Below are 14,185 nucleotides of genomic sequence, written 5' to 3'. Positions count from 1 at the left end.
GCGCCCAACATCAGGTTGTTGCTATGCAGGAACAGACTCCGCACTCTGAGACCACCTTTGCGTTAAATGGCGTGACCTTTCGCGTACCGGGTCGCACGCTGCTTCACCCCCTTTCGTTAACCTTCCCGGCAGGAAAAGTGACTGGCCTGATAGGCCATAATGGTTCCGGCAAATCCACATTACTGAAAATGCTCGGCCGCCATCAGCCGCCTTCCGCAGGCGATGTGCTGCTGGACGGCCAGCCGCTGGAGAGCTGGAGCAGCAAGGCGTTTGCCCGCAAAGTGGCCTATCTGCCGCAGCAACTGCCAGCGGCGGAAGGGATGACAGTTCGCGAGCTGGTGGCGATAGGTCGCTACCCGTGGCACGGCGCGCTGGGGCGCTTCGGCGCGGCGGATCGCGAAAAGGTGGAAGAGGCGATCGCGCTGGTGGGGCTGAAGCCTTTGGCGCAGCGGCTGGTGGACAGCCTCTCCGGCGGCGAGCGTCAGCGGGCGTGGATCGCCATGCTGGTGGCGCAGGATAGCCGCTGCCTGCTGCTTGATGAACCGACCTCGGCGCTGGATATCGCCCATCAGGTTGATGTGCTCGCGCTGGTGCATCGTCTCAGCCAGCAGCGTGGCCTGACGGTGATCGCGGTCCTGCATGATATCAATATGGCTGCCCGCTACTGCGATTATCTGGTCGCGCTGCGCGGTGGGGAAATGATCGCCCAGGGGACGCCAGCAGAACTGATGCGCAGCGACACGCTGGAACAAATCTACGGCATCCCGATGGGGATCCTGCCGCACCCGGCGGGCGCGGCGCCGGTAAGTTTTGTCTATTGATGATGAACCCAACTCTGATAACCCGACGCCGCCTGCTGACGGCGATGGCGCTCTCGCCGCTGCTGTGGCAGATGCGTGGCGCGCAGGCGGCGAACATTGACCCGCAGCGCGTCGTCGCGCTGGAGTGGCTGCCGGCCGAACTGCTGCTGGCGCTTGGCGTCACGCCCTACGGCGTGGCCGACATTCCCAACTATCGCCTGTGGGTGAACGAACCCGCGCTGCCCACGTCGGTAATTGATGTCGGCCTGCGCACCGAACCCAATCTTGAGCTGCTGACGCAGATGAAACCGTCGTTTATCGTCTGGTCGGCAGGCTATGGCCCGTCGCCGGAAAAGCTGGCGCGTATCGCACCCGGCCGCGGTTTCACCTTCAGCGACGGCAAACGGCCGCTGGCGATGGCCCAGCGTTCGCTGCTGGAAATGGCCGACCTGCTGGGTAAACAACAGCAGGCGAAGCACCACCTGGCGGAGTTCGACGCGCTGATGGAGAACCTGCGTCCGCGTTTTGCCGGGCGTGCTGATCGCCCACTGCTGATGATTTCGCTGCTCGATGCCCGCCACGTACTGGTATTCGGTGAGAACTGCCTGTTCCAGGAAGTGCTCGATCGCTTTGGCATTCAAAACGCCTGGCGCGGCGAAGCGGCGTTCTGGGGCAGCATCACCGTCGGTATTGACCGGCTGGCGGCATTTAACGAGGCCGATGTGATCTGTTTCGATCATGGCAACGATCGGGAGATGGCCCAGCTGTTGGCGACGCCGCTGTGGCAGGCGATGCCGTTCGTGCGCGCGGGGCGTTTCCAGCGGGTTCCGGCGGTGTGGTTCTATGGCGCGACGTTGTCGGCGATGCATTTCGCCCGCGTGCTGGCCGATGCGCAGGGGAGGGCGGCGGTATGAACGCGCGTCTCTCGCCGTTAGCCATTCTCCTGCTGACCGGGCTGCTGGTTGCCGCTTTCGCGCTGAGCATCGTCAACCTCAATGTCGCTTTACCTTACGCGCAATGGCGTCAGGCGCTGTGGCAGCCGGATATCGATAATATCGCCCAGATGCTGTTCCATTACAGCCTGCTGCCGAGGCTGGCGATATCGCTGCTGGTCGGCGCCGGGCTGGGCCTCGTCGGCGTGCTGTTCCAGCAGGTGCTGCGTAACCCGCTGGCGGAGCCGACCACGCTTGGCGTCGCCACCGGCGCGCAGTTGGGAATGACCGTCACCACATTATGGGCGATCCCCGGCGTGCTGGCGTCACAGTTTGCCGCGCTGGCTGGGGCTTGTCTGGTGGGGGCGCTGGTGTTCGGCGTCTCGTGGGGCAAACGTTTGTCGCCGGTGACGCTGATCCTGGCCGGCCTGGTGGTGAGTCTCTATTGCGGCGCGGTCAATCAGCTGATGGTGATTTTCCATCATGACCAGCTGCAAAGCATGTTCCTGTGGAGTACCGGCACCCTGACGCAGACCGACTGGAGCGTGGTGCAGCGTCTGTGGCCGCAGCTGCTCGGCGGCGCGATGTTGACGCTGTTGTTGCTACGCCCGTTAACCCTGATGGGGCTTGATGATGGCGTGGCGCGTAACCTTGGGCTGGCGTTGTCTCTGGCGCGGCTTGGCGTGCTGACGCTGGCGATTGTCATCAGCGCGCTGCTGGTTAACGCGGTCGGCATTATCGGCTTTATCGGTCTGTTCGCGCCGCTGCTGGCGAAAATGCTCGGCGCCCGCCGCCTGCTGCCGCGGCTGCTGCTGGCGGCGCTGATCGGCGCGCTGATCCTGTGGCTTTCCGACCAAATTATTCTCTGGCTCAGCCGGGTCTGGCGGGAAGTCTCGACCGGGTCAGTCACCGCGCTGATTGGCGCGCCTTTATTGCTGTGGCTGCTGCCGCGGCTGCGCAGCATCAGCGCCCCGGTGATGAACGGCGGCGATAAAGCGCTGATCGAGCGCCGCCACGTGCTGTGGTTCGCGCTGGGCGGCTTAGCGCTGCTGCTGTTGGCGGTAACCGCCGCGCTAACCTTTGGCCGCGATGCCCATAGCTGGCAGTGGGCCAGCGGCGATCTGCTGGCGCAACTGATGCCCTGGCGCTGGCCACGAGTGCTCTCGGCGCTGTTCGCCGGGGTGATGCTGGCGGTCGCGGGCTGCATCATTCAACGCCTGACCGGCAACCCGATGGCCAGCCCGGAAGTACTGGGCATCAGCTCTGGCGCGGCCTTCGGCGTGGTATTGATGCTGTTCTTCGTGCCGGGCAACGCCTTTGTCTGGCTGCTGCCTGCCGGCAGCCTTGGCGCGGCGGCGACGCTGCTGGTTATCCTGATCGCCGCCGGGCGCGGCGGTTTCTCGCCGCACCGGATGCTGCTGGCGGGGATGGCGCTGAGTACCGCTTTCACCATGCTGCTGATGATGCTGCAGGCCAGCGGCGATCCGCGCATGGCGCAGATCCTGACGTGGATGTCCGGTTCGACCTATAGCGCGACGCCGGAAATGGTGCTGCGTAGCGGTGTGGTGATGCTGGCGCTGCTGGCGCTGGCGCCGCTCTGCCGCCGCTGGCTGACCATCCTGCCGCTGGGCGGCGAGGCGGCGCGGGCGGTGGGGATGGCGCTGACGCCATCGCGTATCGGGTTGCTGCTGCTGGCGGCGAGCCTGACGGCGACGGCGACGCTCACCATAGGGCCGTTAAGTTTCGTTGGCCTGATGGCACCGCACATTGCGAGGATGCTGGGATTCCGCCGGACGATGCCGCATATGGTGATTTCCGGGCTGACGGGCGGGATGCTACTGGTGTTCGCCGACTGGTGCGGGCGAATGATCATGTTCCCCTACCAAATTCCCGCGGGGCTGTTGTCGACCTTTATCGGCGCGCCGTACTTTATCTATTTGCTGAGAAAGCAGAGCCGCTAACGATCCCGGATGGCCTCAACATCCCCGGTGGCGCTATCGCTTACCGGGGTTACAGTGCTGTGCGATTTGGTAGCCCGGATAAGGCGCAATGCGCCGCCTCCGGGAAACTCCCCGGTGGCGCTATCGCTTACCGGGGCTACAGCGCTGTGCGATTTGGTAGTCTGGAGAAGGCGCAATGCGCCGCCTCCGGGAAACTCCCCGGTGGCGCTAGCGTTTACCAGGGCTACAGCATTGTGCGATTTGGTAGCCCGGATAAGGCGCAATGCGCCGCCTCCGGGAAAATCCCCGGTGGCGCTATCGCTTACCGGGGCTACAGCGCTGTGCGATTTGGTAGCCCGGATAAGGCGCAATGCGCCGCCTCCGGGAAAATCCCTGCGCCACCAGGCATTCAAGTACCTTACAGTTTGGCAAATACCCGACGCGCGGCGTCGATGGTGTTGTTAATGTCCTCTTCGCTGTGGGCGACGGACATAAAGCCGGCTTCAAACGCCGACGGCGCCAGGTACACGCCTTCCTCCAGCATCAGGTGGAAGAAGCGCTTGAAGCGTTCGACATCGCACTTCACCACGTCCTGATAACAGGTGACGGTTTCGGCATCGGTAAAGAAGATGCCGAACATGCCGCCGACATTATTCACCACCAGCGGGATCCCGGTTTCGCGCGCCGCGTTCAGCAGGCCATCCGCCAGTTGATTAGTCAGCTCGGTCAGGGTTTCATGCACACCCGGCTGCGCCACTTCACTTAAGCAGGCGAAGCCAGCGGCCATGGCGATCGGGTTACCGGAGAGCGTACCAGCCTGGTACACCGGGCCGGTCGGCGCCAGCGCGTCCATCACTTCGCGGCGGCCGCCGAAGGCGCCCACCGGCATCCCGCCGCCGATGATTTTCCCGAGACAGGTCAGATCCGGCTCCACGCCGTAATAAGCCTGGGCGCCCGCCAGCGCGACGCGGAAGCCGGTCATCACTTCGTCGATAATCAGCAACGCGCCAAATTCGTCGCACAACGCGCGCAGGCCCGGCAGGAACTCCGGCTGCGGCGGAATGCAGTTCATATTCCCGGCGACCGGCTCGACGATGATGCAGGCGATATCCTGTGGATATTGCTCGAACGCCGCGCGTACCGAGGCGAGGTCGTTATAGGTGCAGGTCAGGGTATGTTTAGCGAAATCGGCTGGCACGCCCGGCGAATTTGGCTGGCCGAGGGTCAGCGCGCCGGAACCGGCTTTCACCAGCAGACAGTCGGCATGGCCGTGATAGCAACCTTCGAACTTAATGATCTTGTCGCGGCCGGTGAAGCCACGCGCCAGGCGAATGGCGCTCATGGTCGCTTCGGTGCCGGAGTTCACCATCCGCACCATATCCATGGTCGGTACCAGTTCGGTCACCAGCGCCGCCATTTTCACTTCCATTTCGGTCGGCGCGCCAAAGCTCAGGCCGCGGGACGCCGCCTCGATCACCGCGTTGCGGATAGCCGGATGGTTGTGGCCCAGCACCATCGGACCCCAGGAGCCGACATAATCGATATAGGCCTTCCCATCCACGTCATAAAGATAGGCGCCATCCGCGCGTTCGATAAACAGCGGCGTGCCGCCGACGCCGGTGAAGGCGCGCACCGGCGAGTTAACGCCGCCGGGGATCAGTTCGCGCGCAGCATGGTATAGATTTTCAGATTTGCTCATGGCCAGGGTCCTGGTTCGTGAAAAATGTTTTATCGGCTATTCTAAGTTATTCCAGGATGGTTATGAAAGTTTTGCCCAATTGAAACAATGTGCCGCAAGGGCATTTTTTTGACGACGCAGCGCGCCGGGGCGGCTAAAATGCCTCTCTCTTCATTTGTATTACCAATAATTGATAATGGCATGAAAGCAGATACTCCCTCTTTTGAAGCACATCAGTTCGTGCGGGTGCGTCGCGGCGATGCGGTGCGCCGTTTGATTCAGCGTGATAAAACGCCGCTGGCGGTCCTGTTGATGGCGGCGGTGGTTGGCACGCTGGCCGGTCTGGTGGGCGTGGCGTTTGAAAAGAGCGTGAACTGGGTGCAGAACCAGCGGATCGGCGCGCTGGCGCAGGTGGCCGACCACTGGTATCTGGTCTGGCCGCTGGCGTTTATCTTGTCGGCGCTGTTGGCAATGGTCGGTTATTTCCTCGTGCGCCGCTTTGCGCCGGAGGCGGGCGGCTCCGGGATCCCGGAAATCGAAGGGGCGCTGGAGGAGCTGCGGCCGGTGCGCTGGTGGCGCGTGCTGCCGGTGAAATTCATCGGCGGCATGGGGACCCTGGGCGCCGGAATGGTGCTGGGACGCGAAGGGCCGATGGTGCAGCTTGGCGGCAACATTGGACGCATGGTGCTGGATATTTTCCGTATGCGCAGTCCGGAAGCGCGGCACACGCTGCTGGCGACCGGTGCGGCGTCGGGGCTTTCGGCGGCCTTTAATGCGCCGCTGGCCGGTATTCTGTTTATCATCGAAGAGATGCGCCCGCAGTTTCGCTACAACCTGATCTCCATTAAAGCGGTATTTACCGGCGTGATCATGTCGAGCATTGTGTTTCGTATTTTCAACGGCGAAGCGGCGATCATTGAGGTGGGCAAGCTGAGCAACGCCCCGGTGAATACCCTGTGGCTGTATCTGGTGCTGGGCATGCTTTTTGGCTGCTTTGGCCCACTGTTTAATTTTCTGGTGCTGCGCACCCAGGATCTGTTCCAGCGCATCCACGGCGGCAATATCAAAAAATGGGTGTTGATGGGCGGGGTAATCGGCGGGATCTGCGGTCTGCTGGGGCTGATGCAGCCCTCCGCGGTGGGGGGTGGCTTCAACCTGATCCCTATCGCTGCCGCCGGTAATTTCTCCGTCGGTTTGCTGCTGTTTATCTTTGTCGCCCGCGTGGTGACCACGCTGATCTGCTTTTCTTCCGGCGCGCCGGGGGGCATTTTCGCGCCGATGCTGGCGCTGGGCACGTTGCTGGGCACGGCGTTCGGCATGGCGGCTATTCCGCTGTTTCCGGCCTACCATCTGGATGCCGGCACCTTCGCTATCGCCGGGATGGGGGCACTGCTTGCCGCCTCGGTACGTGCGCCGCTGACCGGAATTGTGCTGGTACTGGAGATGACGGATAACTATCAGCTCATTTTGCCAATGATTATTACCTGCCTTGGCGCAACACTACTGGCGCAATTCCTCGGCGGTAAGCCTTTGTATTCGACCATTCTGCAACGTACTCTGGCGAAGCAGGAGGCCGAGCAGGCGGCAAAAGCGCAGCAGCCACCTCGGGAGAATACTTGAACGATTTACCAGGGTATTAGATAATGGCTCAAAAGGTCCGGTTATTCTTTAACCGGCCGGAAGTATCAATGGGAGCAAAAAATGAGTGATGACGTAGCGTTGCCGCTGGAGTTTACCGAAGCCGCAGCCAACAAAGTAAAACACCTGATTGCGGATGAAGATAATCCGAACCTGAAACTGCGCGTGTATATCACCGGCGGCGGTTGCAGCGGTTTCCAGTATGGCTTCACCTTTGACGATCAGGTGAACGAAGGCGATATGACCATCGAGAAACAGGGCGTCGGCCTGGTGGTCGACCCAATGAGCCTGCAGTATCTGGTTGGCGGCGCCGTCGACTATACCGAAGGGCTGGAAGGTTCGCGTTTCATCGTGACCAACCCGAACGCGAAAAGCACCTGCGGCTGCGGGTCCTCGTTCAGCGTTTAACGAGAGTACGGCCGATTGCCTTCTCCCACAGAGAGAGGGAGTCAACGCGAAAAACGGTAACCTTACGGTTACCGTTTTGCTTTTATTACCTTCCGTTATCGTCCAGGGCAAACGTCGGCAGCTTCAGGTGCCAGCGGATCGCCGCCAGACGGATCACCAGCGTCACCACCATGCCCATCATCGCCGAATTCTCCAGCGGGAGATGAAAGGTGTCGTGCGCTGTAGCGTGGACAATGCCGCCGACAATACAGGCGGTGGCGTAGATCTCGGTGCGCAGAATCATGGGAATTTCGCGCGCCAGCACGTCACGAATAATCCCGCCGCCGACGCCGGTGACCACCCCCATGCAGACCGCCACCAGCGGACCGCTGCCGGCGAGAAAGGCTTTATTGACGCCGATGCCGACAAACACCGCCAGACCAACGGCATCAAGAACGGGCAGTATCCATTTCGGCAGCCGACGCGGCTGGCGGACCAGCAGGATGGTCAGCATGCTGGTGACCATCGCCACCACCAGATCGGTGGGATCTTTGACCCAGAATACCGGGCCATTCGCCAGCGCCATGTCGCGGATGGTTCCGCCGCCCACCGCCGTCACCACGCCTAACACCAGCACGCCGAATGGGTCCATGCGTAATTTTCCCGCCAGCAGAACGCCGGAGATCGCGAAGACAGCCGTGCCAATAATATCCAGCCAATAGACAAGCATCGTTGATTCCCACTGAACATCCGGTGTGCCGGATGATTATTTTATCTGGTCAAGCGCCGCACAAAGTTGTTTGGCGGCGAGGATAATACGTGGGCTTGCGCGTTCAAACCAGTCGCTGTGTAACGCAATCAACGAAATGGTGAGCTGATGTTGCCAAAAGCGCTGCGCTTCGGCAATGCGGCTGGCGTCGCCGGTCACCACGATCGCCTGCGGCTGGCGGGCCAGCACCTGTTCGCGGCTCACCTGCGGCCAGGGAACACGGCTGGTGGCAAAGATATTCTCGCCGCCGCACAGCCCCAGCACCTGATCCTGAATCGAACCGGGACCACTGGTGAATAGCGGTGCGGATCCGAACTGCAGGAAGACGCGTTTCTTCGGCGCATTGGCATAGCGCGCTTTCAGCGTATCGTATTCCTGCTGCATCGCCTGCGCCGCCTGCTGCGCTTTTTCCGGCTGCGGGCTCCACTGCGCCAGCTGACGCAAGGTAGCGATGATCTCTTCTATCGTCGAGGTCTGCACCCAGAGGACGTGAATACCCAGCGACTGCAACTGGTTAACCTGGCGTTCGGCATTGCCCCCGCGCCAGGCCAGCACCACGTCTGGCTTTAGCGCCACGATGCGCTCCAGGTTCATCCCCTGCCAGCTGGCAACCTGTTCTATGGTTTTGGCCTGCGGCGGATAATCGGAATAGCTGCTGACGCCGACCGGCGTGATCCCGGCGGCAAAGGCCAGTTCGGTATTGGCGGGGGAGAGGGTGACCACCCGCGGCGCGGCCAGTAGCCACGCCGGGGCGAGTAACAGCAGCGCGGCAAGCGCGAAGGATAGCGACTTAGCCACGTGCCAGGTTCTGTACCAGATTCTCCACCATCAGGGTGGACTGTCTGGCGGCGACCGCAAGGAACTCCTCAAAGCTGAGGTGGGACTGCTGGTCGGCCACGTCGGAGATGGCGCGAACCACCACGAAGGGAACTTTGAAGTTATGGCAGACGTGAGCGATGGCGGTCGCTTCCATTTCCACGGCAATTGCCTGCGGGAAATTATGGCGGATCTTCGCCAGTGCGACGGAGCCGTTAATGAAGGCATCGCCGCTGACGATCAGGCCGCGAACGGCATTGAGATCTAACGCTTTAATGCAGTCTTCGGCGGCGGCCACCAGCTTATCGTCCGCTTTAAAGCCCGCCGGGCAGCCAGGCAACTGGCCATACTCATAACCGAAGGCGGTGACGTCGGCATCGTGGTAGCGCGCTTCATCGGAGACGACGATATCGCCGACCTTCAGCGTCGGCGCGAGGCCGCCGGCAGAACCGGTATTAATGATCACGTCAGGCTGGCAGCGCTCCAGCAGCAGGGTCGCGCCCGTCGCCGCCGCCACTTTCCCGATACCAGACTTCAGCAGAGCGACGTCAACGCCGTGAAGTTGGCCGGTATAGATTTCGCTCCCGCCAATAGTGATAGTCTGGCGGTTTTCGATTTTGTCGCGCAGGAGGGTAACTTCCTCTTCCATAGCGCCAATAATGCCAATTTTCATAGATTTACTCGCGATGTGTCAGGTTTAGTTGCATAGTCTATCATGCGCTTAAGGGGAAGCGTATTGCTCGCGCGGGAGAGGCTATGGCAAAGATTGATTTTCGCAACAAGATAAACTGGCGTCGACGCTTCCGTTCGCCGCCGCGGGTGGAGACGGAGCGCGACATCCTGCGGATCTTCGAAAGCGATCGCGGGCGGATCGTCAACTCGCCGGCCATCCGCCGCCTACAGCAAAAAACCCAGGTCTTCCCGCTGGAGCGCAACGCGGCGGTCCGTACTCGCCTGACCCACTCGCTGGAGGTGCAGCAGGTGGGGCGCTATATCGCCAAAGAGGTGCTGAGCCGGCTGAAAGAGCAGAAGCTGCTGGAAGAGTATGGTCTTGAAGAGCTGACCGGGCCATTCGAGAGCGTGGTAGAGATGGCCTGCCTGATGCACGACATTGGCAACCCGCCGTTTGGCCACTTTGGCGAGGCGGCGATTAACGACTGGTTTCGCCAGCGTCTGGCCCCCGGCGATGCGCTCGGCCAGCCGTTGACCGACGATCGCTGCGAGGTGCAGGCGTTACGCCTGCATGAAGGGGAAACGGCGCTGAATGCGCTGCGGCGCAAAGTGCGCCAGGATCTCTGCAGCTTTGAGGGCAACGCGCAGGGGATTCGTCTGGTCCACACGCTGATGCGGATGAATCTGACCTGGGCGCAGGTGGGCTGTATCCTGAAATATACCCGACCGGCGTGGTGGTTCGAAGCGACGCCAGCCAGTCACAGTTATTTAATGAAGAAGCCTGGCTATTATTTAGCCGAAGAAGAGTATGTCGCGCGCCTGCGTAAAGAACTGGATCTGGCACCTTACAATCGATTCCCATTAACCTGGATTATGGAGGCCGCGGATGACATCTCATATTGCGTCGCGGATCTCGAGGACGCGGTTGAAAAACGTATTTTCAGCGCCGAGCAGCTTTATCAGCATCTTTACGATGCCTGGGGCAACCATGAAAAAGGATCGTTATTCTCTCAGGTGGTGGAAAATGCCTGGGAAAAATCGCGAGCTAATTACCTGCGACAGAGCGCGGAAGATCAGTTCTTTATGTATTTGCGGGTAAACACGCTGAATAAGCTGGTGCCCTACGCGGCGCGCCGATTTATTGATAACCTGCCGGCCATCTTCACTGGCGACTTTAATCATGCGCTGCTCGAGGACGATAGCGATTGCAGCCAGCTGCTGGAACTCTATAAAAATGTAGCGATGAAACAGGTCTTTAGCCATCCGGATGTCGAGCAGCTGGAATTGCAGGGCTACCGGGTGATTAGCGGCCTGCTGGATATCTATCAGCCGCTGCTGAAATTATCTCTGGAGGATTTCAGCGAATTAGTGGCGCAGGAGCGGGTACGGCGGTTACCCATTGCCTCCCGGCTGTATCAGAAACTTTCAACCCGTCACCGGCTGGCCTATGTTGAAGCAGTAAATAAGCTGGTGCGCACGGCGCCCGAATTTGCGCTGATGGAATACTATTATCGCTGCCGTCTGATCCAGGATTATATCAGCGGAATGACGGATTTGTATGCGTGGGATGAATATCGGCGATTGATGGCGGTGGAATAGGCTGGAGTTTTGTAAAGATGGACAATAAATTTTTACTTTTTCCAGAAACTTAATTCCGGAACTTAGCGCTATAAAATGACTCTGATAGTCACGTACACAGCAACTTTCGTTATCTGATATTGAGATTGAAACTGATGAAAAAAACCACGTTAGCAATGAGTGCACTGGCTCTGAGTTTAGGTCTGGCGTTGTCCCCGCTCTCTGCGAGCGCGGCAGAAACGGCATCTTCGGCGACTAATGCGCAGCAGATGCCAAGCCTGGCCCCGATGCTGGAGAAGGTGATGCCATCGGTGGTGAGCATTAACGTTGAAGGTAGCACCACCGTTAATACCCCACGGATGCCGCGTAACTTCCAGCAGTTCTTTGGCGATAACTCGCCGTTCTGCCAGGATGGTTCTCCTTTCCAAAGTTCACCGTTTTGCCAGGGCGGTGGACAGGGCGGTCAGCCTGACGGCGGCCAGCAGCAGAAATTTATGGCGCTGGGCTCCGGCGTCATCATTGATGCGGCCAAAGGGTATGTGGTGACCAACAACCACGTTGTGGACAACGCCACCACGATTAAGGTTCAACTGAGCGATGGCCGTAAGTTTGATGCCAAAGTCGTGGGCAAAGATCCGCGCTCCGATATCGCGCTGATTCAGATTCAGGATCCGAAAAACCTGACGGCGATTAAGCTGGCTGATTCTGACGCGCTGCGCGTTGGCGACTACACCGTGGCTATCGGTAACCCGTTCGGTCTGGGCGAAACCGTGACCTCCGGGATTGTCTCCGCGCTGGGCCGTAGCGGCCTGAACGTGGAAAACTACGAAAACTTTATCCAGACCGATGCGGCGATTAACCGCGGGAACTCCGGCGGTGCGCTGGTGAACCTCAACGGTGAGCTGATCGGCATTAACACCGCCATCCTGGCGCCGGACGGCGGCAACATCGGTATCGGTTTTGCTATCCCGAGCAACATGGTGAAAAACCTGACCGAGCAGATGGTGAAATATGGCCAGGTGAAACGCGGTGAGCTCGGCATCATGGGTACCGAACTGAACTCTGAACTGGCGAAAGCGATGAAAGTCGACGCCCAGCGCGGCGCCTTCGTCAGCCAGGTGATGCCAGGTTCGGCTGCGGCGAAAGCGGGTATTAAAGCCGGCGACGTGATCACTACCCTCAACGGCAAGGCGATCAGCAGCTTCGCCGCGCTGCGTGCTCAGGTCGGCACTATGCCTATCGGTAGCAAAGTTGAGCTTGGCCTGCTGCGCGACGGCAAACCGGTCACCGTTACCGTCGAACTGCAGCAGAGCAACCAGACCCAGGTTGATTCCAGCACCATCTTCAACGGGATTGAAGGGGCGGAAATGAGCAACAAGGGTCAGGACAAGGGCGTGGTGGTCAATAATGTGAAAGCCGGTACTCCGGCGGCGCAGATTGGCCTCAAGAAAGGCGATATTATTGTCGGGGCGAACCAGCAGCCGGTGAAAAATATCGCCGATCTGCGGAAAATCTTCGACGCCAAACCGTCAGTACTGGCGCTGAACATTCAGCGCGGCGACGCCTCTATCTACCTGCTGTTGCAGTAATCGTCAGCGCGAGCACCATAGCCCCTTCCCTCGTCGAGGGCAGGGGCTTTTTTTCGTTCTGTGACCGCTTCCACAACTCCACATATCTCGCCCCGCCTTCGGGCATATGCACAATGCAGCAGGGCGATGACTCTTTTATGCTGGTCCCCTGCATAGGGGAGGATTACATGGCTGGCTGGCATCTTGATACCAAAATGGCGCAGGATATTGTGGCGCGGACGATGCGCATCATCGATACCAACATCAACGTGATGGATGCCCGCGGGCGGATTATCGGCAGCGGCGATCGCGAAAGGATTGGTGAATTGCACGAAGGCGCGCTGCTGGTGCTCTCCCAGGGGCGGGTAGTGGATATCGACGACGCGGTCGCTCGCCATCTGCACGGAGTGCGCCAGGGGATCAACCTGCCGCTGCGTCTCGAAGGTGAAATCGTCGGGGTGATCGGCCTGACGGGCGAGCCTGAATCGTTACGAAAATATGGCGAGCTGGTGTGCATGACGGCAGAGATGATGCTGGAGCAGTCGCGGCTGATGCATCTCCTGGCGCAGGACAGCCGACTGCGCGAAGAGCTGGTGATGAACCTGATTCAGGCGGAAGAGCATACCCCGGCGCTGAACGAATGGGCTCAGCGGTTAGGTATCGATCTCAATCAGCCGCGGGTGGTGGCGATGATTGAGGTTGACAGCGGCCAGCTCGGTGTGGACAGTGCGATGGCTGAATTGCAGCAGTTGCAGAACGCGCTGACCACCCCCGATCGCAATAACCTGGTGGCCATTGTGTCACTCACGGAAATGGTGGTGCTGAAACCGGCGCTGAACAGCTTTGGTCGCTGGGATGCCGACGATCACGTCCGCCGCGTCGAGCAGCTTATCGCCAGGATGAAAGAGAATGGCCAGCTCCGCTTTCGCGTGGCGCTGGGCAACTTCTTCACCGGCCCCGGGAGCATCGCCCGTTCTTACCGTACCGCACGGACGACAATGATGGTGGGTAAGCAGAGGATGCCGGAGAGCCGCAGCTATTTCTATCAGGATCTGATGCTGCCGGTGCTGCTCGACAGCCTGCGCGGCGGCTGGCAGGCTAATGAACTGGCTCGTCCACTGGCGCGTCTGAAGGCAATGGATAACAACGGTTTGCTGCGACGTACGCTGCAGGCGTGGTTTCGCCATAACGTGCAGCCGCTGGCGACGTCAAAAGCGCTGTTTATTCATCGCAATACCCTGGAGTATCGGTTAAACCGTATCTCGGAACTGACCGGTCTGGATCTCGGCAGCTTTGACGATCGGCTGCTGCTCTATATTGCCCTGCAGCTGGATGAACAACGATAGGGTATTGAGATAAAAATGCCGGGAGGCGGTTTCGCCTTACCCGGCCTGGAGGATGCATGGC

At 60.0% G+C, this 14,185-nt stretch carries 12 protein-coding genes; 8 read left to right on the top strand and 4 right to left on the bottom strand.

What is annotated here, in order from left to right:
* The first annotated feature begins 23 nt into the window (after positions 1 to 23).
* The 3 genes from fhuC to fhuB are packed head-to-tail and all read left to right on the top strand — an operon-like array spanning position 24 to position 3,693.
* The gene (gene fhuC, locus CWM57_RS20915) at positions 24 to 821 is read left to right on the top strand and encodes a Fe3+-hydroxamate ABC transporter ATP-binding protein FhuC (RefSeq protein WP_012968912.1); all 798 of its coding nucleotides are present in this window, start codon (positions 24 to 26) and stop codon (positions 819 to 821) included.
* The gene (fhuD, locus tag CWM57_RS20910; RefSeq protein ID WP_074386834.1) at positions 821 to 1,714 is read left to right on the top strand and encodes a Fe(3+)-hydroxamate ABC transporter substrate-binding protein FhuD; all 894 of its coding nucleotides are present in this window, start codon (positions 821 to 823) and stop codon (positions 1,712 to 1,714) included. Before fhuC ends, fhuD begins: the two co-directional genes overlap by 1 nt.
* Entirely contained in the window at positions 1,711 to 3,693 is a 1,983-nt protein-coding gene (gene fhuB, locus CWM57_RS20905) for a Fe(3+)-hydroxamate ABC transporter permease FhuB (protein ID WP_100676325.1), read from the top strand. The genes fhuD and fhuB overlap by 4 nt, the downstream gene beginning before the upstream one ends.
* Positions 3,694 to 4,090: 397 nt before the next feature.
* On the opposite strand, the gene hemL is transcribed toward fhuB, so the two are convergent.
* Positions 4,091 to 5,371 carry a glutamate-1-semialdehyde 2,1-aminomutase gene (gene hemL / locus CWM57_RS20895; RefSeq protein ID WP_032731640.1) on the bottom strand — a complete coding sequence of 427 codons (1,281 nt, stop codon included), beginning with the start codon at positions 5,369 to 5,371 and terminating at the stop codon, positions 4,091 to 4,093.
* Between the two features lie 180 nt (positions 5,372 to 5,551).
* On the opposite strand from hemL, the gene clcA reads away from it, so the two are divergent.
* Together clcA and erpA are read left to right on the top strand one after the other, a co-directional pair.
* Positions 5,552 to 6,970: a H(+)/Cl(-) exchange transporter ClcA gene (gene clcA, locus CWM57_RS20890; protein ID WP_100631605.1), complete on the top strand. Its 1,419-nt coding sequence runs from the start codon at positions 5,552 to 5,554 to the stop codon at positions 6,968 to 6,970.
* Between the two features lie 81 nt (positions 6,971 to 7,051).
* Positions 7,052 to 7,396, top strand: coding sequence for an iron-sulfur cluster insertion protein ErpA (gene erpA / locus CWM57_RS20885; protein WP_008807363.1), 345 nt, complete (start codon positions 7,052 to 7,054; stop codon positions 7,394 to 7,396).
* A gap of 85 nt (positions 7,397 to 7,481) precedes the next feature.
* Here erpA and CWM57_RS20880 read toward each other — a convergent pair whose 3' ends face one another.
* From CWM57_RS20880 to mtnN, 3 genes are read right to left on the bottom strand one after another with little or no spacing between them, the layout of a single operon-like run.
* Positions 7,482 to 8,105, bottom strand: coding sequence for a TRIC cation channel family protein (locus CWM57_RS20880; protein WP_002889277.1), 624 nt, complete (start codon positions 8,103 to 8,105; stop codon positions 7,482 to 7,484).
* 36 nt (positions 8,106 to 8,141) lie between these two features.
* Positions 8,142 to 8,942 (bottom strand): vitamin B12 ABC transporter substrate-binding protein BtuF, encoded by an 801-nt coding sequence (btuF, locus tag CWM57_RS20875; protein WP_100676323.1) that lies wholly within the window; start codon positions 8,940 to 8,942, stop codon positions 8,142 to 8,144.
* Positions 8,935 to 9,633 carry a 5'-methylthioadenosine/S-adenosylhomocysteine nucleosidase gene (gene mtnN, locus CWM57_RS20870; RefSeq protein WP_008807361.1) on the bottom strand — a complete coding sequence of 233 codons (699 nt, stop codon included), beginning with the start codon at positions 9,631 to 9,633 and terminating at the stop codon, positions 8,935 to 8,937. The genes btuF and mtnN overlap by 8 nt, the downstream gene beginning before the upstream one ends.
* Positions 9,634 to 9,716: 83 nt before the next feature.
* On the opposite strand from mtnN, the gene dgt reads away from it, so the two are divergent.
* The 3 genes from dgt to cdaR all read left to right on the top strand — a co-directional run bounded on the left by dgt (position 9,717) and on the right by cdaR (position 14,124).
* A complete protein-coding gene (gene dgt, locus CWM57_RS20865) occupies positions 9,717 to 11,231 on the top strand; it encodes a dGTPase (RefSeq protein ID WP_008807360.1) in 1,515 nt (504 codons plus the stop codon).
* Between the two features lie 134 nt (positions 11,232 to 11,365).
* Positions 11,366 to 12,799, top strand: a complete 1,434-nt coding sequence (degP, locus tag CWM57_RS20860) for a serine endoprotease DegP (protein ID WP_008807359.1) — start codon at positions 11,366 to 11,368, stop codon at positions 12,797 to 12,799.
* Between the two features lie 167 nt (positions 12,800 to 12,966).
* Positions 12,967 to 14,124, top strand: coding sequence for a DNA-binding transcriptional regulator CdaR (gene cdaR / locus CWM57_RS20855; protein ID WP_002889289.1), 1,158 nt, complete (start codon positions 12,967 to 12,969; stop codon positions 14,122 to 14,124).
* Positions 14,125 to 14,185 lie beyond the last annotated feature (61 nt).

Origin of the sequence: Klebsiella sp. G-Nf4 (assembly GCF_002810615.1) — a bacterium.
GTDB classification, from domain to species: domain Bacteria; phylum Pseudomonadota; class Gammaproteobacteria; order Enterobacterales; family Enterobacteriaceae; genus Klebsiella; species Klebsiella variicola.
The sequence above is the reverse complement of the archived record's forward strand: the minus strand, read 5'-3'. Positions and strand labels throughout refer to the sequence as shown.

What these genes read in the sequence shown, in the direction of transcription:
- fhuC (WP_012968912.1), top strand. Translation starts at nt 24, where the DNA reads ATGCAGGAACAGACTCCGCACTCTGAGACCACCTTTGCGTTAAATGGC.
- fhuD (WP_074386834.1), top strand. Translation starts at nt 821, where the DNA reads ATGATGAACCCAACTCTGATAACCCGACGCCGCCTGCTGACGGCGATG.
- fhuB (WP_100676325.1), top strand. Translation starts at nt 1,711, where the DNA reads ATGAACGCGCGTCTCTCGCCGTTAGCCATTCTCCTGCTGACCGGGCTG.
- hemL (WP_032731640.1), bottom strand. Translation starts at nt 5,371, where the DNA reads ATGAGCAAATCTGAAAATCTATACCATGCTGCGCGCGAACTGATCCCC.
- clcA (WP_100631605.1), top strand. Translation starts at nt 5,552, where the DNA reads ATGAAAGCAGATACTCCCTCTTTTGAAGCACATCAGTTCGTGCGGGTG.
- erpA (WP_008807363.1), top strand. Translation starts at nt 7,052, where the DNA reads ATGAGTGATGACGTAGCGTTGCCGCTGGAGTTTACCGAAGCCGCAGCC.
- CWM57_RS20880 (WP_002889277.1), bottom strand. Translation starts at nt 8,105, where the DNA reads ATGCTTGTCTATTGGCTGGATATTATTGGCACGGCTGTCTTCGCGATC.
- mtnN (WP_008807361.1), bottom strand. Translation starts at nt 9,633, where the DNA reads ATGAAAATTGGCATTATTGGCGCTATGGAAGAGGAAGTTACCCTCCTG.
- dgt (WP_008807360.1), top strand. Translation starts at nt 9,717, where the DNA reads ATGGCAAAGATTGATTTTCGCAACAAGATAAACTGGCGTCGACGCTTC.
- degP (WP_008807359.1), top strand. Translation starts at nt 11,366, where the DNA reads ATGAAAAAAACCACGTTAGCAATGAGTGCACTGGCTCTGAGTTTAGGT.
- cdaR (WP_002889289.1), top strand. Translation starts at nt 12,967, where the DNA reads ATGGCTGGCTGGCATCTTGATACCAAAATGGCGCAGGATATTGTGGCG.